The 24457-nt window shown below is 43.8% G+C and carries 20 protein-coding genes; 2 read left to right on the top strand and 18 right to left on the bottom strand.

Features of this window, described 5'->3' with window-relative positions:
- Nucleotides 1-48 precede the first annotated feature (48 nt).
- On the top strand, nucleotides 49-1743 hold the full coding sequence (locus tag HMPREF0581_RS04385; protein ID WP_009644379.1) for an InlB B-repeat-containing protein: 1695 nt from the start codon (nucleotides 49-51) through the stop codon (nucleotides 1741-1743).
- Between the two features lie 444 nt (nucleotides 1744-2187).
- On the opposite strand, the gene HMPREF0581_RS04380 is transcribed toward HMPREF0581_RS04385, so the two are convergent.
- The 13 genes from HMPREF0581_RS04380 to HMPREF0581_RS04320 all read right to left on the bottom strand — a co-directional run bounded on the left by HMPREF0581_RS04380 (nucleotide 2188) and on the right by HMPREF0581_RS04320 (nucleotide 19028).
- A complete protein-coding gene (locus tag HMPREF0581_RS04380; protein WP_009644308.1) occupies nucleotides 2188-3654 on the bottom strand; it encodes a glutamate decarboxylase in 1467 nt (488 codons plus the stop codon).
- Nucleotides 3655-3753: 99 nt separating this feature from the next.
- Nucleotides 3754-5253 (bottom strand): amino acid permease, encoded by a 1500-nt coding sequence (locus HMPREF0581_RS04375; protein ID WP_009644359.1) that lies wholly within the window; start codon nucleotides 5251-5253, stop codon nucleotides 3754-3756.
- A gap of 110 nt (nucleotides 5254-5363) precedes the next feature.
- Nucleotides 5364-6242, bottom strand: a complete 879-nt coding sequence (locus HMPREF0581_RS04370; RefSeq protein WP_009644334.1) for a LysR family transcriptional regulator — start codon at nucleotides 6240-6242, stop codon at nucleotides 5364-5366.
- A gap of 339 nt (nucleotides 6243-6581) precedes the next feature.
- On the bottom strand, nucleotides 6582-10928 hold the full coding sequence (locus HMPREF0581_RS04365) for an InlB B-repeat-containing protein (protein WP_051426931.1): 4347 nt from the start codon (nucleotides 10926-10928) through the stop codon (nucleotides 6582-6584).
- Between the two features lie 569 nt (nucleotides 10929-11497).
- Entirely contained in the window at nucleotides 11498-12361 is an 864-nt protein-coding gene (locus tag HMPREF0581_RS04360; protein WP_009644342.1) for an aldo/keto reductase, read from the bottom strand.
- A gap of 8 nt (nucleotides 12362-12369) precedes the next feature.
- Entirely contained in the window at nucleotides 12370-12702 is a 333-nt protein-coding gene (locus tag HMPREF0581_RS04355) for a putative quinol monooxygenase (protein WP_009644268.1), read from the bottom strand.
- A 17-nt stretch (nucleotides 12703-12719) separates the two neighbouring features.
- Complete coding sequence (locus tag HMPREF0581_RS08525) at nucleotides 12720-13676, bottom strand: amidohydrolase family protein (RefSeq protein ID WP_009644229.1); 957 nt, start codon at nucleotides 13674-13676, stop codon at nucleotides 12720-12722.
- Nucleotides 13663-14613, bottom strand: coding sequence for a low temperature requirement protein A (locus HMPREF0581_RS04345; protein WP_083844339.1), 951 nt, complete (start codon nucleotides 14611-14613; stop codon nucleotides 13663-13665). The genes HMPREF0581_RS08525 and HMPREF0581_RS04345 overlap by 14 nt, the downstream gene beginning before the upstream one ends.
- Before the next feature lie 12 nt (nucleotides 14614-14625).
- Nucleotides 14626-14790 (bottom strand): membrane protein, encoded by a 165-nt coding sequence (locus HMPREF0581_RS04340; RefSeq protein WP_009644280.1) that lies wholly within the window; start codon nucleotides 14788-14790, stop codon nucleotides 14626-14628.
- 86 nt (nucleotides 14791-14876) lie between these two features.
- Nucleotides 14877-15275: a flavodoxin gene (locus tag HMPREF0581_RS04335; RefSeq protein WP_009644317.1), complete on the bottom strand. Its 399-nt coding sequence runs from the start codon at nucleotides 15273-15275 to the stop codon at nucleotides 14877-14879.
- 101 nt (nucleotides 15276-15376) lie between these two features.
- Nucleotides 15377-16003 (bottom strand): TetR family transcriptional regulator, encoded by a 627-nt coding sequence (locus tag HMPREF0581_RS04330; protein ID WP_009644369.1) that lies wholly within the window; start codon nucleotides 16001-16003, stop codon nucleotides 15377-15379.
- A 333-nt stretch (nucleotides 16004-16336) separates the two neighbouring features.
- Nucleotides 16337-18034 (bottom strand): Ig-like domain-containing protein, encoded by a 1698-nt coding sequence (locus HMPREF0581_RS04325; protein WP_009644288.1) that lies wholly within the window; start codon nucleotides 18032-18034, stop codon nucleotides 16337-16339.
- 394 nt (nucleotides 18035-18428) lie between these two features.
- On the bottom strand, nucleotides 18429-19028 hold the full coding sequence (locus tag HMPREF0581_RS04320) for a recombinase family protein (protein ID WP_009644349.1): 600 nt from the start codon (nucleotides 19026-19028) through the stop codon (nucleotides 18429-18431).
- A gap of 282 nt (nucleotides 19029-19310) precedes the next feature.
- On the opposite strand from HMPREF0581_RS04320, the gene HMPREF0581_RS04315 reads away from it, so the two are divergent.
- The gene (locus tag HMPREF0581_RS04315) at nucleotides 19311-20087 is read left to right on the top strand and encodes an ECF transporter S component (protein ID WP_009644364.1); all 777 of its coding nucleotides are present in this window, start codon (nucleotides 19311-19313) and stop codon (nucleotides 20085-20087) included.
- Nucleotides 20088-20266: 179 nt separating this feature from the next.
- Here HMPREF0581_RS04315 and HMPREF0581_RS04310 read toward each other — a convergent pair whose 3' ends face one another.
- The 5 genes from HMPREF0581_RS04310 to HMPREF0581_RS04290 all read right to left on the bottom strand — a co-directional run bounded on the left by HMPREF0581_RS04310 (nucleotide 20267) and on the right by HMPREF0581_RS04290 (nucleotide 24428).
- Entirely contained in the window at nucleotides 20267-21262 is a 996-nt protein-coding gene (locus HMPREF0581_RS04310) for an LPXTG cell wall anchor domain-containing protein (RefSeq protein WP_009644270.1), read from the bottom strand.
- A gap of 49 nt (nucleotides 21263-21311) precedes the next feature.
- Nucleotides 21312-22019 (bottom strand): queuosine precursor transporter, encoded by a 708-nt coding sequence (locus tag HMPREF0581_RS04305; RefSeq protein ID WP_009644350.1) that lies wholly within the window; start codon nucleotides 22017-22019, stop codon nucleotides 21312-21314.
- Nucleotides 22020-22320: 301 nt separating this feature from the next.
- Entirely contained in the window at nucleotides 22321-22569 is a 249-nt protein-coding gene (locus HMPREF0581_RS04300) for a hypothetical protein (protein ID WP_036380668.1), read from the bottom strand.
- A gap of 41 nt (nucleotides 22570-22610) precedes the next feature.
- The gene (locus HMPREF0581_RS04295) at nucleotides 22611-23969 is read right to left on the bottom strand and encodes an MATE family efflux transporter (RefSeq protein ID WP_009644292.1); all 1359 of its coding nucleotides are present in this window, start codon (nucleotides 23967-23969) and stop codon (nucleotides 22611-22613) included.
- A gap of 27 nt (nucleotides 23970-23996) precedes the next feature.
- On the bottom strand, nucleotides 23997-24428 hold the full coding sequence (locus tag HMPREF0581_RS04290; protein ID WP_009644357.1) for a Fur family transcriptional regulator: 432 nt from the start codon (nucleotides 24426-24428) through the stop codon (nucleotides 23997-23999).
- Nucleotides 24429-24457 lie beyond the last annotated feature (29 nt).

Below are 24457 nucleotides of genomic sequence, written 5' to 3'. Positions count from 1 at the left end.
ACTAACTGTTATCCTCTTTTTACTATATCAGCAAGGAGTATTTGTCAAATGAAAATAAATGTGCGTGATCACTTGTTGTTTCACAGGAAAGCAAAAAAACTCTCTCTTTTTTCTATACTAATTCTTTGTGCCGTCATCATACTGCCACTGACAGGAGTTTCAGCGGTGACAGGCAGTGAAATTGCCGCCGACGGAACCTATAGCAGCAACGCGGCAAAGGTAAAGCGTTTTAATTACAATCCTTTAATCACCATCACCGTTAAGGACGGAAAAATTGCAGCTTTCAATGTCAATGCCGACATGACAAATAAACGAAATCAGAGATATATGAAGCGAGCCGGAGATCACTTCGAAAAAGCCCTGCTCGGCAAACCTGCTTCTCAGGATTCGGTTGCGGCTGTCGATTCAGTCAGTCACGCTACTCTGTCCTCCAATGCAGCCCGGGATTCCGGCAAGGCTGCGCTCGCTGCCGCTCCGAAAGCACAAGGCGGAGGCAGTGATCCTAATCCTCCGGCACAAAATGATAACTTTGTCATCACTTCCGGAAATCATCTGCAAAGTATATATATGAACAATAAAGCGGCGATGGAATCGGCTTCAAGCTGGGAATTTAAAATCGAAACCATCTTCATCGGTTCTTCAAACGCCGGTGACCCGAATTTCTCCATACCTAAGGCTTTGCAAAGAATGAGCGGGGACGCATCTCGTCCGGGCGGCACCGAAATTACACCATATCGGTATAAATCCGGCAATCATGGCCTCATTTTCCGGAGCGGGACGAAAACCACCGTTGAAAACTTCACTTTCGGCAAGGACAATACATTCGGTTCTGTGGATCTTCATGTGAAGAACGGAGCAAAGGTTCACTTTAAAAACTGCATTTTAAAAAATCAACTGAGTGTGGAGGACGGAGCAGAGGTTGTTCTCGAAAATTGCACTGTAATGGGCTCAATTGACTATAAAACCGCTAACATTGTATTCAAAAACGTTACCTTAACCGATCCATCCGGCGGAATTGGCCTGAACATACCATCAAATATTCTGCGGCAGGCGACAGCCGGCAGGTACTATAATCACAACTTCAGTCTTCCTGTTACGCTGAATAAGGGCAGTCAGACTGCAGCACTGGATACCTTCAGAGTTGAAACAAGCATTGAAGGCTTGAATATCGGTAAAAATAAAACCGAAAACAATCATGCCACCATCACGGTGACCGGAACTCCGTCAAAGGCGGAATATAATGCACGTATACTCGTAACATTTAAGTACAATAATGCACAGGATACAGGGTTTGGATTTGCAATCCCTTACTATCTGTCTGTCAGGCAGGCTCCGATCCGTACAATCACTTATGATCTGAACGGCGGAAAGCTTGAGGGCAATATGGGGATTATAAGGCTCAGAGCGGCCGAGGGTTCGATAATCAGATTGCCTAAGGCACCTGTTCGTGATGGCTACACATTCGATTATTGGAAGGGATCAAGGTATAATCCAGGGGATTCTTATCGAGTCACGGGAGATCATACCTTCACTGCACAATGGAAGGAGAAACATACGACGAGGAATCAGGAGAACGATCAAACAAAAACAAAACCCGATAATTCTCAGAAAACGGCAAAGAAAATCCATGCACCGGGAACCGGCGATACAACACTCACCATGTTCTGGAGCGCTCTTCTATCAGTAGCGATTGCGACTGCTCTCTCGGTGATCCGGAGAAAAATAAAGAATGCTATAAAATAAAATCGCTGATTGTAAAACCAAACATCGGATCAATATAGGACAATATTTATCCGGTGAGAATGAGGAGGTCGTCACAATCAGACAGCTGCTATACATCAATATAGGACAATATTTATCCGATGAGAGCCTCTTCAAGCTCCGCCTATCGAGTCTCAGTCAGACGGATATCCGCGGCTCGGTTAAGTAATGATTGTCTAATATGTGCGCTTGAAATCGGTGAGTGAATAAATGCTTCACTCACCGATTTCTTTCTAAAGTCGCACGTATATTCTATTTCTATAGCCGGTTTATCATCGGCATTAACAGCAGCTCATTACAGGGTATTTCAAAGTTCATGTACACATTGATGGCGTATCGTATACTTTAACATATCAGTAGTCAAACAGTGTGCAGCAACGACTGCGTCGACCTCATCCCGGCCGAAAAATTCTTATTATATTACAATCACCTTCCGCTGTGATCAAACCCTTTCCCCGGCTTATCACTCTCTTCCCTGTCTTGAAGGACAACACGTGCACCATTTAATATTTCAATCTGTTTTTTCATCTCGTTGATGCAAAGAATCGCCAGCGGCATTCCGAAATCCTGGCGAAGGACAAGACGCTGTACATCGATATCCTGCATATTTTCGGGCATCGGATACGCGGGAATCATCCATCCATGCATACGCATACGATCCTCCAGATCATATAGCGTCCACTGAACATTTGCATTATCTTTCAGCCTCCAGCAGACAATTGGTATTTGCTTTGCCTCCTCAAGCATATCAAACATTCCAAGCTTTCTGATCTCTGCAGCCATATATCGAGCCACATCAATCGTACGCTGATGAATCTCCTTATATCCATAAAACCCGTTACGCATAAGCATGTAATACTGTCCGACAATCTGGGATGCACTGCGCGAAAAATTAATAGCCATCGTCGCCTCTTCTCCGCCAAGATAGCTCACCCAGAAGATCAGTTCTTCGGGCAATGCTTTTTTACCACGCCATATCACCCATCCTACCCCCGGGTAAACCAAGCCGTATTTATGTCCGGATGTGCTTATGGACCATACATTTTTTAATCTGAAGTCCCATTCCAATTCCGGTTCGACGAATGGTGCAACCATACCTCCGGACGCTCCGTCTACATGAATTCGAATAGGTAGAGCAGCATGATCAGCATTGTACAATTCCACCAGTCTATCCAATGTATGAACGTCATCGTACTTTCCGGTATATGTTATGCCCAGTATTGCCACTATTCCTATCGTATAATCATCGACATACTCCATAACAGTATCCATGTTAAGTGATAAATGCTCCATATCAAGCGGTACCGTTCTCATTTCGATATCCCAGTATCGGCAAAATTTCTCCCAGCATACCTGGTATCCCGACGAGATCACGAGATTCGGTCTCCTCCCATATCGGTCAAGTCCTGACTGATCAGCCAGCTTTTTCCACCTGAACAGCATTGCCAGTCCGCCGAGCATGCAGGCCTCAGATGAACCTACGGTAGATGTGCCCATAGGTTCTTCTTTCGAATCAGCATGCCATAAATCTCCGATTATATCCACACAGCGATTTTCAAGGTCTGCTGTCATCGGGTATTCATCTTTATCAATTGCATTTTTCTCAAAATTCTCTGCCATTAACTGTGCTGCGGCCGGCTCCATATATGTCTGACAGAAGGTTGCGAGGTTTTGCGTGGCATTCCCCTCGACCTTTAAGTATTCCCGTATCATTTCCAGTGCCACTTGAGGTTCAACCGGATCTTTGTTTATCCTTTTATTCGGCATTGAAGCACCGCTGGCTGCGGTTCCGAAAATCGGTGTAAGATACTGTGTTTCGGCATTAAGTGCGGCTAATGCGTCGTTTACTCTGACCGCGCTCTTCCTGTTTGTTGTTGATGATTTCCTGTCCATACTCAGCTCCTTTACGTAATAAAATTTTAACTATTACAGCCGGGAGCAAGCTTTGCTCCCAGTTCATTAAGTCCGTCTGGCACTTAAAACTATCACTATTTAACTTTTCTTCGTATTTGCTTTCACATCTTTGTCGGATTTTGAATCCCATCTGTGCCGGTTCGCATAAACAACCAGAGGAATCGTTACGGAAACAGCAAAGCATATCACAAGGATGATCTGATAGATTCTGTTATCTGCAGACGTCAGTTTGGATGACGGAAAAAACGAAATTATAAGAGTGGCGATTGTCATCAACATACCGACTGCCGCAACGGTAAGCTTGAACGCCTGTCCTCCCGGCACATGAAATTCACGCTTCAAGTTTTGCTTCTTTAATACCAGAACAAAATAACCTAAGAAAAACAGTATATATCCTACTAAATAAATCACCACAGTAAGGCCGATTGCCGTCAGATATCCGACCGAAGAATCCGATCCGCCGGCAAGCGCTATGGATCCGCATAGAACAGCATCCCATATCGTTACGATGATTGCCTGGATAACAACGATTTTTACAGAAACCCCTCGTCTATTCGTTTTTGCAAGTGACGGCGGTATAATTCCATCATCAGCCGCTTCCAGAAGTGCTCTTGACGGCCCGACGATCCATGAAGAAATTTCAGCTAATACCCCCAGTGCCAACAATACTGCCACTACCCAAACAAGCCAGCTGAACCGGGAACCGAGATGTGTAATAAAGATGGCTTTAAAAGCCTCTATAACACCGTAAGACAAGTTCCCCTCCAAGATCCTTGAAGGAAGTGTTGTTGCTATAGCCAGCCCACCCAGCGCGTCAAGTACGATGGTCATTACCGTCAGTGCAATCATGACACTCGGATATGTTTTTGTCGGATTTTTCAATTCATTAACATGAGATGCGGAAGCCTCCACCCCCATATAAGCGAGAATGAACGATGCGAAGATCACAAGCGTATCAACATTCGAAAAATCCGGTATCAATGTTTTTGAGTTCATTGTAATCTCGGGAACTCCACCGGTTCTGAAATATACGATCAACCCGATAAGCAGGATGATCACCGGAATTACGATTCCTCCGATAAAACCGATCTTTGAAATGCGCTCAGTATATTTTGTTCCTCCAAGCTGTGTAAACGTAAGTCCCCAAACTATGATTGCCACACCGAAGAACATTACAAGCGGATTATTATACAAAGCGTCAACCTTAAATACATATGCAAGCGCCGCCAGTATAAAAAATGCCATGGTTACGAATCCGACTGTTACCTGAAACCACTGAAAGAACAAGGCCGAAAATCCCCAGCGTGAGCCAAGTGTATTTCCCACCCATGAATAAATACCGCCGGATTCCCAGCCTTCCACCGTTGCCATTTCTGCGGAGCATAGAGCTACCGGTAAAAACCAGAGAACGCCTCCAACAATTAGAAAAAACACCAGTTGAAACCCTGATGTTGCAAATGACGGGTATTCGTATACCGTCATTACCATCGATGCCGTGATCGCAAAGAAGCCAAAAAAGCCAATCTTATGCGTGGATTTATTTTCTCCCTTTGGAGAATTTGTCGCTTTAGTCGTCATAAATGCAGCTCCCTTCGTTATTTGTATAGTAATCAATAAGTATATCAATTCGTACCCTTCAGATATAGAAACTCCGGTTCAACGGTTAATTATTGTATCCTCCCGATCTTCTAAAATTCTCTGAAAGACATTTTCTCCATCATCAGGATAAAATCCTGCATTGTCTGAAACATAAAATCATCATCCCGCCAGATCATGCAAATATCCAAACTCATCGCCGGTTCCAGAGGAACGGTCTTTACAGGCATCCAGTTTTCTACGATTTCACGAACCACGAAGCCTGTACCTTCTCCGGCCTGAACCAGACGAAGAATTGTCGACAGCTGTGATGTCTGCATTAGAATATCAGGCTTTCTTCGCGCCTTTTCAAACCGTTCAAGTAACAGCTCTTTATGCAAAAAATCATCCTTAAACAATACCAGCTTCTGTTTCGACAGATGTTCAACATCAAAGGCTTTTATCTCAGAAATAGAATCCTCGGCTACTATTGCACATATCTCTACGGAACCGATTCTTTTCCGGTGATACACAGATTCCAGCTCTCCATTTACAGGCAGAATCGCAACATCCAGATCCCCATCAGAAAGCTTCCTGAAGACCTCTTCTCTTCCGTTCGTATCCACCTGCAAATGAACGTCCGGATGTTCTTTACCAAACTGCGACAAGATGTTCGGGAGGATAATAATACTGACCATAGGGGGGATCCCTATCCTCAGGCATCTGCTTCCACCACTTTCATCTTTCATTATCATGTCGATGCGGTCAATGCTCTTCATCAGTCCCTTTGACAGCTCGCACAGTCTTCGTCCTGCATTCGTTTGCTCCATACCGCCTCTGGTCCTCCGAAACAGTATCAACCCATACTCTTCCTCCAACAGCTTGATTGTCGCCGATATGGTTGAAGGCGAAATATGGATCCTTTTTGAGGCTTCTGCAATAGTTCCATATTCACAGACTGCCTGAAAATATTTTATCTGTGTCAAATTCATTTTTTACACCTTTTTTATCTGTACGATACGCATTTGTCAAGCTTCTGACGTTGGTTCTGCAAGCTAATATACTGATTTATACTAATGCGCTGCTTCTAATCTTAAATATAAATATATGTAAGATTAGTCTACTTGATAGCGTAAATTTTGTCGATTAGCTTTTTCCTTATCTGCATTCGCAAAATGCGAATACATCGGCATTGCGTAATTCCGAAATAGTCACTATTTGTAATATGTCTAAAAAATTTCACATTTTATGACAGCTATCCAACCATAAAACTCACCACAGAAAAAAAGCCGACAGCATATGCCGCCGACTTCATACTTTAATTCTATTCGTTATTTGTGTTTGCGTCTGTACACCACAATCACAGCAATTGCAACCACTGCTGCCAAGAGTAATGCGACCATCACTTTAACATTACTCTCATCACCTGTCTTAGGCCTTTTAACCTTAGTTATAGGCTTCGGCTTATTGCCGCCGGGATTATCGCCCGGCTCAACAGTCGGTTTCTTCTCCACCTCTACGGTATAGCGAATCGCATCCGGCTCCGAAGCAGGCTGCGTGAAATCCCTGCCGGCATCGGTCTGCACAGCCGTCCACTTAAAATCGTAAATCTGTGAATTTCCGGCTTCGGTAGTTGCTTTTCCAGAGAAGACTCCTTTAACAACACCTTCAACAGTATACCTCGCACCCGCAACAGCATCCTTCTTTACAGAGACGCCTGTGAGATCAAGATCCAGCCTGTCAGGAACCGCTGTCACATCATTATACAGATCGATGAATCGATTATAATCCTTCTTCAAGGTCATAGTAACTATAACCTTATTCCCCACCTTCTCGACTTTCTTTACTGTAAACAGTCCGTTATCGGAAAGTGTTGCCGCCGGATTGTCTGCAAGATTAAGATCGTTAGGTACGGTCAATTCTGCAGTAAACGTGCTCTTGATATCTTTAGTAATGATGGTGTTTGCATTACCGCCATAGCTATCCTTGAGATCACTAATCTGCTTCTTGATCGGACTGATATTTAGTCTTCCTGTGTATGTCAAAGCTTCGCCGGCCTTAACACCATGTATTGCCGTATGCTCTGTATCCTCACCTATGAGAAGATCTCCGTCAAGCTTATCATCCTTCTGAATAAGTATAGGATTCATCAGCTGAGAGGTGTGCTGAATAGTCTTATTTGCAGGCTCGTTCTTGAGAAGGAAGTCTCTGCCCGCTTCACTCTGCTCAGCATTCCAAGCAAAATTATAAGGCTTCACTGTCCCGCTTGCACTGACAGCTGTTCCTGTAAATGAACCTTCAGCCGTTCCCTTGACTGTCATAAGGGTACCGTTTGGCATGCCGTCCTTAACCACAATTCCCGGTATATCCACATCCAGCTCAGCCGGCACAGATTTGACATCGTTATAAAGATCGATAAATTTATCATAGCTCTTCTTGAGCTTCATAGTTACAACGATCTTGCGTCCATTCTTCTTAACCTCAGTGATTTTGAATAGATCATTATCCGTAAGTTTAGCCACAGGATTGTTCGGTATATCAAGTCCCTCCGGCATAGTCAGAGTGGCAGTAAAGGTACTCTTCACATCTTCGGTTGCAATCGTATTTGCATCTCCCTGATATCCGTTTTTCAATTCTTCTATGTGATGCTTGATAGGCTCCACATTAAGTCTGCCGGTATACGTTACGGAATCTCCCGACTCTACTCTATACAGCTTGTCATTCTCAGTATCCTTGGCGCTTCCGTTTTTACTGGTCAGTATATCCCCTGTCAGTGTCATCAGCTTAGGCTTGGATGCAATAAATGTATATTGAATTGTCTTGTCTGCAGCGGTAAGCTGATCATCCTTACCGAAAGGCGCCTGTACACCCTTCCATGTGAAGTTGAACAGCTTGCTTGTGCCTGCCGCGGATGTCGCAACTGCGGAGAAATCCCCGTTTACTACACCCTTGACAGCGAGCTTTTGTCCGTCTGCCGCCTTGTTCCCATCCAGGCTCAGTCCCTTGACTGTCAGCGATATGGTATTACCGTTCGCCAATGGTGAGTCAACTCCGACGGAATCGATTGCCGCCTGAAGCCTCTTATAATCGGTTATACCTGCTTTGAGACGGAATTGCACTTTGATCGTGTTACCGTTTACCGAAGTATCACCCAGTTCAAATGCATCTCCGAGCCCCTTAGCCTCAATCTCAGGATTGTCGGGAAGCTTTATACCCTCAGGCACTGTCAAGGTAGCCGTGAATGTCGACTGCGGATCAGTCAGCTTGAGAGATTCAGGATGAGCGGCTGCATCAGGGAACATGCCCTCTATAGCCTTCATCTTGCCGCGAATCGAAGAAATATCCACCGCACCTGTAAGATTAAGCTTGTCACCCTCGTGAACGACTTCGGGCTTTGCACTTCTATCGGCAGAATTTCCCCAAATATCCGCAGGAAGCTCCTCATCTGCTTTAATCTCCTGCACGGACGGATCCTTCTTCCACTTGAGGTAATACGTGGTATCATCCGTAATCTCCGGATTATCGCCGCTCACAGGGAAAATCCATACTGAATGATCATCAAAACGCAGATCCTTTCCCTTGCCGCTGCGCTCCGCATTCCAGTTTGTATTATCCGCAATCAGATATCCCGGTTTCTTAGCGTTGGTATCCGGCTTGAGCTTATTATAGTCAAATCCGTTGAGCAGCTCACGAAGCTTCTGACCATACTCCGCCTTCTTCTTCAGCACCGCGACCTCTCCGCCATTGGCATCCTTCACAATATCAAAGACATCCGGATTAGTCTTATATACGGAATTATCTGCAAAGCTGCCGCCGTTTGCTGAAAACGATACTTTGTACTGATCATTGTCATATTGCGCATACAAATCGATATTTTTGGTATTGGCATCAAAGCTTAATTTGTCGCCTTTCTGATACTTTTGACCCTGACCGTTTGCACTCTTCGTCCAGTACTTAAATGACTTGCCGTTAACCTTAAAGTTCGGCTCCGCCTTAACAACATCTTCATATCCCAATGCTGCAGCTTCGTTGACCGCGTTATCAACACTCACAAGATACTTAACGGACTTTCCGTTGTGATATACGATGCTCTTTGCATCCCACTTGGCATATACGTCACGGTTCTCAGAAACCTTGTCGTTCCAATCAAATGAATGCTCCTTACCGGCAGCATCCTTGTAGAACCAACCGAGGAATTTAATACCCTTAGAGTCCTTAGGTGTTCCTGGATCGGTGTTTCCTGTAACATCGTCCGGCTTGTATCCGCGAATTGTCTCTACGGTCTTTGGAGCCGTAGTGTTATCATCAAATTTTGCATTACTGTTATTAAGCGAGAATGTAACCTTGGCAGCCGGTGTCCACACGTGCTTCTTGCCGTCGCGCGAAGCCTTCGCCACCTTATACTCATATGTCTTACCATCCTTATTGATAGGATTCAGTACATTTACCGAGGTATCGGCAAGAGTAAAGAGCGAGAGCCACTCATTCCCGTTAGCAGTACCGTTAGTAGGTGTTGTAACATCATAGTTATAGGTCTTGTCATAAGCCACCAGGAACGATCCGCCGGTAACCACATATGTACTGCCGGTGCCGCGATTGGCACCGCCGTTATCTGCAGTCTTATCTTTAGCGTCAGTATTTACTACAGAGCTGCCTGTAAATGTCAGATAGCACGGACCGTTAGACTGACCTGTTCCATATGAAGGTGTATATCTCATATTTGTCGTCTCAAGAGTCGAATCGTTAAACACAACCTCACCCGGCTTGTAATTGATATTCAATCCGCCATCAGAGCTGTTCTTGATTACAACCTTTGAGTCATTAACGGTAAGCTTTGCCGATACGGTAATTCGCGAACCGTCACCGGTCATCGTCGATCCGTTCTTCAGCTCGGATTCACCTCCGAGTAATGAAAAGCACTGCCTATAGTTGCTGGATCCCTTTGCCTTATATACGTAGAAATCCGAATGATCCAGATGAACTCCGCCATTACCTCCGGCCGGGTCAAAATAGTACCACACACCTCTGGTCGTCAAAGAAGAGTCCGTCATATAAAGACCTGCGTACTGCTCGCTCAATTCATTCTTAGCCTGAACAGTAACATTGCACCTGATAAACCTTGAGTCTGTCGTATAAGAAAAACCCTTGCCGGTGCTTTCCATAGCGGATACTTTGAGCTTGTCTCTTGCAGTCCCCTCGAGCTTTGCGTATTTATCAAGCGAAAACCCTATTTCGTTTCCATCAAGATTATATATGCCGTCATTTACAGATGAACCGGCCTGAACTGTCAGTGCAGTCTTAAACTTGCTCATCCTAAGGATGTTGCCGCCCGCCTGAAGCTTTGCTTTGTTTGAAAGTGTTATTCCGTTAGCACTGCCGTCTCCCGTTATCGTAGTATTCCCTGCAATATCAAGTGTAACAGGCTTATTGACTGTGGAATTCTTAACAGCGGCGGCACCGTTGTCAAAGGTTCCGCTTATGTGAATAACGTCACCTTCAGAAGCGGCATTCACAGCGGCGTTAATTGTCGGATATGTTGTAGTCTCGTTTGTTCCTATCCAAATCTTTCCGACGGAATCTGCATTTACAGTCGACAACGACTGAGGCAGCAACGTGCCTGTGACGATAATCATCGCTAAGAAGATTGTCAGCAGCTGCCTCCCGTACTTCTTTGTCATATGTTCATTCCTCCTTATAAAGTTATACTGCTATAAGTCGTTGAGCTGACACGAAATTTCTCGCACCACGTCAAGTCCCGATGCTATAATCGATAAAAAATCAGTAACCGGAGCTCGGAGAATGACAACACTCATTAAACAACTCATAATGCACAATTATACTTTTATAGAATAACATAAATGAAAGCTTTTTCAAGTCAATTCATATCGACACACGATAATTCATCACAAAAGTACGAAATATTCGTCATTCTGCATATAAATCTTAATACATACAATTGATGATATTATACCTATCGGCGGAATTACAGGTCAGGATGTAGAAATGACAATCATCATGTCAATGTATTATAGGACTATTTTATAGTGTGAATTACCGGTTATAAAAAATAAAAGCCTATCAAGTGTATCGGGTGCACAAAATAGGCTCTTTTTGTTTGCAAACAACAGCTCCACCTTGGCATAACAGATATCAGAGCTGTTTCAGGATAGTATATTGTTATGTGATTGTTATGTGCCGGAATTCATTTAATGCAGCTTTGCAGAACTGCCGTTGTTTTACGTATCTATTATAGTCTTCCTCCGAATACAGGGGAAAATCCGTGTTCGCCATAACTTTCAATCTTCTCTACATTCTTGAGGAGTTCCATATCCTCATCGGAAATAACAAAATCCACATCCGCATTTGTTTTCATATGCTCAGGATTTGCAGTTTTAGGAAGCACAACCATGCCCAGCTGAATATCGTAACGAATGCACAGCTGTGGAATGCTTACACCGTATTTATCAGCCATCTCTGCAATCTTTTCATTCTTCATAGCTTCTCCATGGGCTACCGGAGAATAGGCCTCCATTATGATACCCTTCGACTGGCAATATTCAATAAGGTCCAGGGGAGTGTTGGAGATATGGCAAAGCACCTGATTTACCATGGGTTTGATCTCACAGCCTTCCCAAAGATTGTCAATGTCTTCTCTTATGAAGTTTGAGACTCCGATAGCTCTAATCCTGCCGGCCTTATAGGCATCCTCCAGGGCTCTCCATGCTTCTCTGTTTCCTTCGATATAGCGATTATCAGACTGGTTGACCTCAGTCCACGGCTGAGGAGAATGGATAATCATCATATCGATATAGTCAAGCCCCATCGTTGCGAGAGTTTTGTTTATTCCGGCGGCAGCCTCTTCATATGTCTTGTGTTCAGCAGCTACCTTGGAGTTGATAAAAATTTCTTTTCTATCTACCCCACTCGCACGCACTCCTTCGCCAACACCTTTTTCATTTCCATATGCCTGCGCTGTATCAATGTGGCGGTAACCAAGCTTTATAGCTGCCCTGACAGCATCTGCCGCCTTGTCATCATCAATCAACCATGTTCCGAGCGCCAATCTTGGCACCTCAACTTCATTCACTAATTTTACTGTTTCGTTATACATATTCCCTCCTATTTTCTAATAAAGCTGTTATCCTTATCGGGCATACCGCTTTCGTCATTTACATATCGTTCCGCGCGCATATGAAGGTCATATTTTTCGCGCAGAGCTGATATCTGTTCCATCATCTCAGATCCGTGATGAGCATCCAAGGTCGTCTGATCTCTCCAGCTATCGATGAGCAGGACGGTTTCAGGATCGTCCAACGATAGAAAATACTCATATCTCAGGTTCCCGTCCTCATTTCTGATTGCATCTGCAACCCCGGAGCTTTCCATTTCTTCCACGAACATTCGTGCCCTTCCACCCACTCCACTATAGTACAAATTCATAGTGATTTCCATCTTTACACCTCCGTTTACTATAATAACGTTGCCGCATTTGTCTTATATATCTGCTCTCGGATTCTGTCATAATCGTGATTTTTATCCAAGTGAGCTTTCTTTGTAATTATTACACCTGCGGGAGAATGAGGATAGTCAGTACCGTACACGATATGACTGTCATCTGCTGCCATTCTGAGCATCGCCAGCTGCTCCGGTTCCGGATCACCGGCAATATCAAAATACAATTTTTCAAATTCCGACTTAACATCAACTGTTTCCATCATCCCCATTGAAGAAAGGATACCGGAAACACCGATAAACCGTGATAGCATATAAGGCAAGAATGCACCACAGTGCGGTACAAGCCACCTGATGTTCGGAAACCGCGTCATGGTACGGTTTGCAATCATATTTAACACAGCTCTTGTGGTGTCTGCCGGATATTCATAGATTGCCGCTACTTTTCCCGTAATAACGTTTTCCGGTCTCAATCTCGCTCTGCACGGATGTATGATTACAAGCGAGCCTCGCCGGTTCCATTCATCCATCAGCGGATCAAACAGCTTGTCTCCGAGATAAACACCGCCCATATTCGTAGCCGTCTTCATACCGACAGCACCAAGCTCATCCATCGCGTAGGAGGTTTCCTCTATTGCCCCGCTTACATCAGGCAGCGGTGCAATGCCGACAAAGCAAAATTTATCTGCATTGTTTCTGACTAAATCAGCAATATCTTCATTGATCTTTCTTGCCGCCATCCTGGCCTTATCATTATCACCGTTATAAATATGCGGCACAGGCGCAGAGAGAACGGCATAATCGATACCCGCTTTCTCCATAAAATCAATATGTTCTTCCACACTCCACGCCGGAAGCGGGAAACCGTCCTCCTCGACAGGGTCAATACCCAGCTCCGAAATTGCCGTCCGAAAAACATCTGTCACTGGATGCGTGTGAAAATCAGTGCATCGGATATCATCAAAATTCTTCATTATGTACCGCACCATCCTTATACTTATAAATCAACATTCCGAAATTACCGGACACTGCAACCAGTATTCCGATCAAAAATCCGTAGATGCTGTTCCTGAACATATACGCAGCTGCCGCACCTGTCACCAGAGATCCGACAGACAGGGCGACATCCACAACGGTAAGCGAAAAACGGTCGTGGTAATAGACACTATTCGCAAAGACTGAAGCAAAAAACAGTATCAATGCCGCTGTCATGAGCACCATCGTAAACATTCTACCCGCCTCTCGGTTATCCAAAAATTTGAACCCGACCGTAATAAGATTGACAGAGATTACAATAAAGTAATGACTAAACATCAGCCGTAATGCTCTGTCCGTCCTATGATGATTGCAAAGATAATGGATCTGCGTCACATAACAGCCAAACAGCACAAGAATCACGGCAAAAACGAGAATCGGGCGCAGAGAAAAAATTTTTGCATCAAAGAAATCCGTCATCCCTACTACTCCCTCGCCAAAGGTGATTATGGTAATAAGTTCAAAGCGTTCCACCAGGTGAGGAAAGCTGATGATACTGATATTGAATTTACCACGGATGAAAAAAGGCAGGAAAGCACCAACAAGTACTGCAATCGTGTCCAACCAAATGACCGCCCGATCCGCACTAAAGCAAGATGCCAGGAACGCAGCAAAATATAGCAGACAATCTAAAGCGAGAATGATCAGCGAGTTTTTCGCCGCTCCAATATCCTGTCGCTTCAACCTTGTTTGGATATAATACAGCGCCGCCACACACAGCAGCATCACCAGCATAGCTAAGTTAAAGGTAAGTGACATTTCGTTCCACTGTGCCGAAATTGTATTGGTCATATAGACTGTGGCAGTCATATTGACCGCTGTCAAGGCATATTCATACCACTTCCATCTACCGTAACGGTTTACATAGTTCGTCAGGTAAAGCCACGCCTACAGAATTACAAAGCAGATAATAATATACCGAAGGAATCCGGCCATCGGAATGATACCTCTCACCGGCTCTTCGATTAAAAGTGTCAATCTTGAAATAGCATAGACATAGATTAGATCGTAAAACAGTTCAATCAGTTCAACTCTCTTTTCCTTTACATTCATACAGGCGTTCTCCTCATAATCACTTACAGTATATCCTCAAGCCAGCCTTTGATTTCTGTTTCGTTCGGATGATTCAACAGCTTTCCTTACAACCACTTCACCTCGCCACCGACATTTTTATGAAGCTCCGTGTCGCTTCTTCCCACACCGCTGCCGCCTGATGTGCAGAACGGAGCGATGACCTTTCCGCCAAAGTCATAGCTTTCAAGAAAAGTCTCAATAATACGTGGAGCCACACCCCACCATATCGGAAAGCCTATGATTACAGCATCGTAGGAAGTCATATCCGCAACTTTAGCTGCAATTCTCGGCCTTGAGTTCGGATCCTTTATTTCCAGTGAACTGCGGCTCTGTCTGTTGGTCCAATTCAGATCGTCCGCTGTGTATATCTCCTCGGGTACAATCTCAAAGAAATCCGCTCCTGTAATGCCGGCAAGCTCCTCACCGATACGCTTTGTCACACCGCTCGCTGAAAAGCATGCCACTAAAATTTTCTTTTCTATTTATTGACCTCCTTCTACATAAATATCAAATTCGTTAAATCTGTCATGGATTTGAGGATTTAACGAACAATCACTTGTTACAATTAATCCTCTCCCAGAAGTCTGATCAGGCAAGCATAAGTAATCTCATAAATTGTATTATCTACATAATCGACACCCGCTTTCCTCATCGCCACTTTCTGCTTCTCCGTAGCCGATGTATACGGGTAGATGCCGAACATGAACGGGAAAAACACATAGATAAAATCCTGTATGTCATCAGAACTCATATCGGGGCAGAACTTGTGCAGGATACATCTCACAGTCCGCAGCGATTCTCCATATGCCTTTTTAAAAGATGTGAGCAATTCGGGGCGGCTGTTCGCTTCCATGTCATAGTTATTCATAGACAATAATTTCAACAGCTGAACTCTATCACTTAACGAATCCGCTATCTTTGCGGAAAGCTCGTTTCCGGTCAGACTGTCATTCTCGTTCAAAATTCGGATAAGCACTTCATTCCAACGAAGGTACTCCCGTGCAAACAGAGCGAGAAAAATCTCTTCCTTAGTCTCGAAATAATTGTAAATAGTAGGTCTCGAGAAGGATGTTACATTCCCGATCTCCTTCAACGTGATTTCCCGAAAACTTATCGTCTGATATAAGCGCTCACAGGCATTAATGATTTCTTCTCTTCGTGCCGCTATCAGCGTCTGCGTTTCTCTTGCCATATCCTCTCCTTGTACTCAGCTGCGCATATATTTACTGACGTCATGTCAGTTGTCATTATACGCAATGATTGACATCATGTCAACACATTGATCACCATACCGGTAAAGGGATAAACGCCAATAGCAAACCTCAGCAATGTGTATCTGCCGTGCTGTAAATGAATCCGCCCCAATCATTCACAGCATGCAGAGACAGAGGATAAGCGTCGCATTTTATGATACGGCACATAAAAAACAACCGGTAGCACAGCTGCCGGTTGTCGATCTTTTTAAATTTCTATCGTCCGCAAGGAGTACATTTGTTCAACAACAACCTTCATCGGCGGCTCAAACTCAAGACTGTTTTCTTCTCCACAGACTGAATGCAATGACTGCGATTGAACCCAGTAATGCCGCTCCGTAAAGCAAAATATTACTGCTGTCTCCTGTCTTCGGCACATGCGTTGCCGTTATTTTTACAGTATTTGAATTATTCGGTTTCGGTGTCTTTGGCGTCTCCCATGCATCTTCAGTATTGGTAACAATAAATCCGGCCTCTGCATCACCTGTTATAGATGTTGTATATCCCGGAAGCCTTTCCTCCTTAACGGTATACACGATCTCTCTGCCATCATTATATTTTTTAAGATTGACAAAGGTATGCTGCCAGCTGTTGCTCTTATTAAGGGTAACTGCACCTGCTTTTTCACCATCCGCATATAAATAAATCTTCGCGGAATCACCTTCCTTACCGATCCATTTCTTTGTGACTGCAACACTCGTATTTTCCGGTGTATTAGGAATGGTCTTTAAAGCCGTCTTGGTAGCTGAATCGAAATCCTCTGCATCAACGACAATATCAGCAGACTTGATGAAACCGTGCGGAGCTTTTACCTCGCGAATAATATATTTGTCTTTGAGCATATCTTTCAAGCTGCACTGCCCTTTTTCATCACTTGTAATCCTACCGACTACCTGTCCCGAGCGCACACGTATAACATCAAAGATCGCCCCTTTCAAAGGGTTTCCCTGTGTATCTGTTTTCTTGATTACCAACGAAAAAACATAACCTTCCCCTGAGCCGCCCGCTTCATAAATCTGATAGCTTGAGCTGTGATTATATGTCTTTCCGTCATTAGTAAATGTAGCCCTGTTAACGAATTTTTCACCGGCAATCGGCTGATATGCCAATTTTACACGATAACGGAACCACAACCCCGTCCCCGCAGGTAAATTACCGATATTTATAGTGAAACCGGAACCGTTATACGTGATTTTATCAGCATACTGGCTTGTCACCGTTACAGGGTCGGTCATCTTCACATCATCACCGGAAGGCGTCATCTCCCACTTTCCTTGAAACACCTCCACGGTACCCGGGATATAGGTTACACCGGGATTTAAAAGCGTATCTGTTATCTTAGCATTGATCAGCTCTTTATTTTCCTGATTAATCTTTATCTGATAGATGCCGACTGTGCTGTCCTGACTCCACATCCAGCCCGATTTGATAACAGGCTGTAACGATGCTTCACCCAGCTTGTAGTTAACAGCTCCGGCAGGAACCGTTTCACCGTTTACGGTCAGATTAACGGGGATTTGTTGTGCAGACGTGTAAACAGAGTTGTCAATCTGAACATTGAAAAAGAACTTGCCTCTGATATCGGATTTCCCTTCCACGTAGCTTGTGTAGGTTAAAATGACTTTGCCCGGCTTACCGTCTACCACTCTGCCGGTTGCAATAACGTTGCTTCCATCCTTGATCTCAAATGCGTTCGGCGATGCCGGTACTACGCCTACAGGAAGTGTAATCGTAGTTGTATCGCCTTCATGCACTGAATTATTCGGTAAGATATAATCAGCATTTATCCGAAATGCATGCCAAGCAGCTATGGTGCCGGTTATCGGATTCCCACTCGTATCAGTAATAGAAGCACCGGTAATCACATTGCTTAATTCATCTGCATAAATCAATGAAGCTCCACATTGAAACAGGCTCCCGAAGCCTATTAACAATGACATCAGTATCCCAAACCATCTCTTTTTCTTCATAACTTGAGTTTCCTTTCCGGATTATTATCGGTTTAAGATAGGAATTGTCACAAAAATCAGACTATTTGTGACAGTAATGTTAGACTACACAAGTGTAAGTGTAGGAGTATTCATGAAAGAAATATCGCGTTTTCTAAGAATTTTTAAGAAAATGGCACGTATCAGAATACGGAACAGTAAGTCTACCTTTTTTAACAAATTACCGTGCTGTTCTGCAATTTTTTCTTAATGATAACAGAAAACAACGTACTGCTAACTCGTCGACTTGAAACAATGTAGATTTTTCACAGCTTTCCTTCTTCTGCTGCTTGACAAAGCTACCGACATTAATGTCCACAAGCACTGACTGAATGCTGTAGGATGCTAAATGTAATATACATGAAAGCCACGGCAGTTACTCCTTATAACCGGTCTGTTTCAACCATCGCCCAAAGGATGTATGGTTTGTTCTTAAAAGTCTCGCACCTTCTCGCAGGCTGATTTTTCCCTCTCTCCATTCTTCTGCCACAAAAGTAAAATCTTCCGGGATTTCTTTTTTCGGTCTGCCAAAGGTAACACCCCGTTTTTTCGCTTCTCGAATACCTTCCTTCTGTCTTTGATGAATATTTTCCCGTTCCACTTCAGCCACATATGAAAGTATCTGCAGTACCAAATCCGATATAAACCGCCCGGTAAGTCCATTTGACTTGCGTCTGGTATCCAGCAAAGGGAAATCTATCACAATAATATGTGCTTCCTTCACCTTCGTAATAATCTGCCACTGCCTAATGATTTCATCATAATTCCGACCCAACCGATCTATGGATTTGACATATACCTCATCCTCCGCCTTAAGTTTCTTCAGCATTCTGCGATAATTTTTTCGTTCAAAGTCCTTTCCTGACTCCCTGTCGATGAAAATGTATTTCTTTTCTATACCGTAATCAGAGATAGCAGACATCTGACGTGCAATGTTCTGATCTCTGCTGGAAACTCGCACATATCCATAGCGCATCGCATAAAAACCTCCTCACAATATTCTTTCACAATTATTACCATAATCATCTTTTACATACATGTCTGATGCTTTCTAAAATTAATACTTGATTTGATTATTATGCAAAGGGTTCACTCGCGCCCGTAGCTTTCTTCTCTCGCAATAAATGTTCTCTCGGCAGTTGCTCTTAATATCTACCTCCGTTTTACATTTCAGGGAATATATCTTATCTGCATAATCGTAAGCATGATTATATATTGTCAACGTGCATGTAAATTGCTATAATCCCATGTGGCGACAATGAACTACAGCAATAATCTCGTCGCAGCCTTGATGCGCGATAGAGTATTTGTAAGACCTGAAGTTTCATCTGGCGCCGGTTGTCATTTCTTCGGGATAAACCCGAGCTCATCGCTGTATCCGCTCGTGGAACGGCAGAAGGAGGTTATTATGAGAGAGAAGTTATCTAACTCTAAGTTTCTTGCGCAGCTTGCGCTTCTGGTGGCTATTGAAATAGTCATGAAGCTGACAGGATTAGGGAGCGTACCTGTAGGACCGCTGTACATGTCATTCCTGACGCTTCCCGTTGCAATTGGTGCCGTTCTTATGGGTCCGATTGCAGGAGCCGTCCTTGGCGGAGTATTTGGAATAGTCAGCTTTATGGATGCAATCTCGGGAGCGTCCGTTATGACCGGAGCATTCTTTCAGTTTGCACCTGTCAAGACGTTTATACTCTGTGTTGTGATGAGGATATTGATGGGTCTGTGCGTTGGTCTTATTTTCATGGCAGTTAATAAGGCTGTTAAAGGCAAAACAATAGCATATTCAATCGGATCGATCAGCGCACCTCTACTCAACACACTATTCTTCATGGGATTTATTGTTCTTGCGTTCTACAACACAAGCTACATTCAGAATCTGGTTCATACTCTGGGGGTAAGTAATCCCTTGAACTTTGTAGTTGCACTTGTAGGATTCCAAGGGCTGGTCGAGGCTGTCGTGTGTTGTGCACTAGGCACAATAATCACCAAGGCATTGACACGATATATGGGAGTAAATCCATCAAATAAAGCATAGATTTCGTCGCGATACTTATAGAATAGTATATTTAGAACGCTATATATTCAACCAAATACAGTAGAATCGACCACTTATAGCTTGTACACGTGGTTTATCTTATACACGCAAAACCGACCTCCAAGGTTAGCTTTAATCCTTGAGAGGTCGGTTTTCGCATTTACTACAGATTAATAATATTAGTTCTCTTTTCTTCTTCTCCGATATCCTATGCCGCCAAGTACTGCTCCTGATACGCCAAGAAACACAGCATATAATAACCAGTCTGCATTATCTCCTGTCCTCGGCAATCTGTTTTGCTTTGTCGGCTTTACAGGTTTTGCCGGTTTATTCGGAACTGGATTATCAGCAGCCTTATTTACCTTAAATGTGTATGAGATTAAATTAGGCTTATCCTTTGGTGCCGCTGCATCTCTTCCTGCATTAGACTGTTTAGCAGCAAAGAAATAAGCTGCTCTTACATCATCTGAACCTGCACCAGCCTTATTCTTTGCAACTTCCATAGAATCTGTTACAAGTTCATCCTGTACTCCCACAACACTTCCAGTGATAGTTACATTTTCATTTACAGCAGCCTTGCTATTGACCGAAAGCCCTTCAACACTCACTTTTACAGTACTAATTGTTTTTAGGTAAGCATAATAGTCTCTAGCAGATAAATATCCGTTCTCATTTAACGAAGGATGTATCCGAATTATGAGTTTATCGCCCACTCTTTCTGCTTTCTTAAATTTCAGAGAATTTAAACCTTCAACTCTAAACTTCAAATCATTAACATTAGGAACTGTAATACCTCTAGGTATATTGAGGACAAATACTAATTCTGAATCAGTAGCTATATAGCCTTCTGTTCCATGAGTTTTCCATGCCATTCCCTTTGAGTGTCCATTAATATCCCACCACAACCTGCTATTTTGCCATTTGCTAAGATTGTCTAATTTCACGGAAAAATCAAGATTAAGTTTATCGCCAATAGCATGTGATCCTACAGATGCATTCTCAGTATTATTGTTAACAGAAATGTCACCATATACGTTCAATTGATCCCTGTCTCTAATAAAATCAGATTTAAAACTGAAATTAAATGGATTGTGGTATTTATCATCTTGATAGTTCGGATCACCATTAGCACCCTCATTATCCTGTAATTCCGGTTTTGATATATAATCAAACATATCCATTCCTGCAACATATGTTAAGGAAGGAATACTCTGAGCTATAGTTTTAAGCAGCTACATCACCCTTCTTACGCGCTATCAATCTACATATATATACAAACGGGGTATCACAGAGACTGGTCACGATATAGATGACGTAAGTCGAGAAGATAAGTGCTATTACTGTCCCGGTGTCATATACTCCCGCAAATGCAAATACTGTATATAATGCAGAATTCACTAGCTGAGACAATAACGTTGAACCGTTATTTCTGAGCCACAGGAATTTCTCCTTATCTCCGAATCTCTTGTTCGTGAAATCCCACCACTTATGATACAGCCATACGTCGAAATACTGCACAATTACATATACTGCCAGACTTGCAAACATCAGCCTTGGTGTATGTGAGAATATTTCTCTGATTGCAGGTGATGCAAAGTCACTTGCACCGGGTGAATACAGAAGCCACGACGAACTTATAACCACAAAGGCAACGGATGTCGCAACACCGAGGTGCACAGCTTTATGTGCGTCTTTTTTGCCATATATCTCACTCGCAATATCAGTGACCAGGAAGGTTGTCGCAAATAAGACGTTCCCCAGCGTCATCTCCATACCGAACGCCTTTACGAGGATAAGAACTTCAATGTTTGCAGTTATAGTCGCAAGCACTGTCCACAGGTAGAGTCCGTCCCTGCCCAGATATTTGTACATCAGCACGACAGCGCTGTATTCTACAATCAAAGTGATGACCAACAGTAATTCATTACTCATAGTGTGTTTTGTCCGGATTCAGAGTGTATGAGTCCGAACGCTCCTTTCTTAATCTACAATTTCCGGAAATCATCTTACTCGGTTTCAGTTCTAATCGCATTCCGCGTATCACGCTCAGCTCTGAAGCTACGTCGCTCTAAATGTTATATCAAATACCGATTCCACTGTATTTTGCATTAACAGACAAATAAAATACCGGCGTAAAACAAAACGCCGGCTTACTTTCGTATTCCCAGTACCCGTAGTTTTGATAAAGCAGGATGGTTTCGAACTGCTGTATGAAATTGTTTCCGTGCACAGCCTATACGCGAAGGAATAAAAACGACCCCTCCTCACTTGCGAAGGTGATAACAGTGAGCAGCACGAGGACTATCGCCCATATGATTACAGCCGCAGGCAGTATTCCCTTGAGCGGCTTATTTGCACGAGCCCTATAGCATATATAGCCAAACAGCACGAAAATCACAAGCATCGCTGCCCAGGATATCGCGCCGGCATGCGGCACCAGATATGTATCTGCAAATGTATCAATAGCTGCAGGAAGTCTCATCACAATCCCCTTTCGCAAATTTTGTTATATCCGTATATATTCTAGACTAATGCCTCCGTATTAGGCAATACCTTCTTGAGTGTTCTTAAATATACAAAGGTCATCATCACCGCAGTCAAGCCCCAGCTAACCGGATAGACCAGCATCAGATTGAACCATGTAGAATCAATTTCAAAGAACGTGTATACCCACACTATTCTGAAGCCGCACACCCCGATTAGAGTCACTATCGCAGGGCCCAGTGAGTGTCCATAGCCTCTCATACCACCTGACAACGTCTCAATCGTGGCGTTGAGAACCTCCGCAAGCATCAGTATCGTAAGTCTTACATATCCGTATTGAATAACAGATGCATCGTTGTTGAATATGGCTAGTACGCCTTTTCCGGATATTATCATGAATGCGCCAAATATTATCATCGACAGCCAGTTCAATATTAAAGTCTGTTTTATGATGTCCTTGCAGCGCTTGTAGTTTCCCGCTCCATGGTTCTGACCGATAAATGTAACAGCTGCCTGTCCGAATGCGTTTGAAATATAATACGCCATAATTTCGATATTGAACGAAGCCGTAGCACCGGCCATTGCATCAGAACCTAACCCATTGATAGCCGACTGGATGAGCAGATTGGATATAGAAAATACCATACCTTGTACACCGGAAGGAATACCTATTTTAAGGATTGTAGAGGTGATGCGACGATCCAGCTTGAGCTTGCTGAGATGAATGCGCACTGCACCGTCATGGTTTCTGAGGAAGCACAGGAGCAGCCCTGAGCTAATTACGTTAGCGATTACCGTTGCAATTGCAACTCCCTCGACATCCATGCCCACTACCAGCACGAAGAAAAGGTTGAGAGCCACGTTAACTACTCCCGAGGTAGCCAGACATATGAGTGGCGTCTTGGTGTCACCTTGACTTCTAAAAATCGCCGATTCAAAATTGTACAGCATGATAAACGGCATACCGCCGAAATAGATCCTCAAATATCTGATCGAAAGCGGCGCAATGTTGCTTGGCACCTCCAGCATCTTGACTATTGGCCCCGCGATAAGATTACCGACTACAGCAATAATCAGCCCGCTTATAACAGCAAGTATAATTGCCGTATGCGCAGCCCTGCTGACACCGGCCTTATCGTTTGAGCCGGTAAATCTGGACAGCATTACGTTGGCTCCGACCGAAATTCCTACAAACAAATTGATAATCAGTCCGACGACCGGTGCATTGCTGCCGACAGCCGCCATGGAGTTTTTGCCGACAAACGTACCGAGTACCGCTACGTCAGCCGCACTGAATAGCTGCTGTAGCACGCTGGTCAATGCCAGAGGCAAAGCAAAAATTAAAACCTTCTTCCATATACTACCATGGAGAAGGTCGCTCATATCATTAGATTTCATTCCCTTAACACCCTGCATTACACACTGTTACTTGTCAGACGCTTCGGACATGCAGTCTCCGCACAGCCCGTAGAAAACCGTGCGGAACGGATCCACCTTAAAACCATGCTCCTCCTCGAGGTGCTTCTCTATATCCATTATCTTGTCGCAGTATACGTGAATAAGCTTGCCGCAGCCCTCGCACTTGCAATGATATGCGTTAGCTGTCTCACCGGACTCGTTACCTCCTACATATTCGAAACAGGCCGCCCCGGTTGTACCGACTGCGTATTTGCTGACGATACCCTCGCCAATCATGCGCTGCAGATGTCTGTAAAGCGTAGTGACACCAATCGCCTGATCCTTTCCGGCAAAATGCATATACAGATCGTTAACCGTAAAATGCTGTCCCGGAATCGAAGAGATGTACTCCACCAGTTCATCGTACTGCTTAGTTCTATATCTTTTCTTAGCTTCCACAATCTCACCCCTATAGATTCCCAGAAAAA

The organism is Mogibacterium timidum ATCC 33093 (assembly GCF_000525775.1).
GTDB lineage: Bacteria > Bacillota > Clostridia > Peptostreptococcales > Anaerovoracaceae > Mogibacterium > Mogibacterium timidum.
This window is presented reverse-complemented; position numbering and strand designations above follow the sequence as displayed.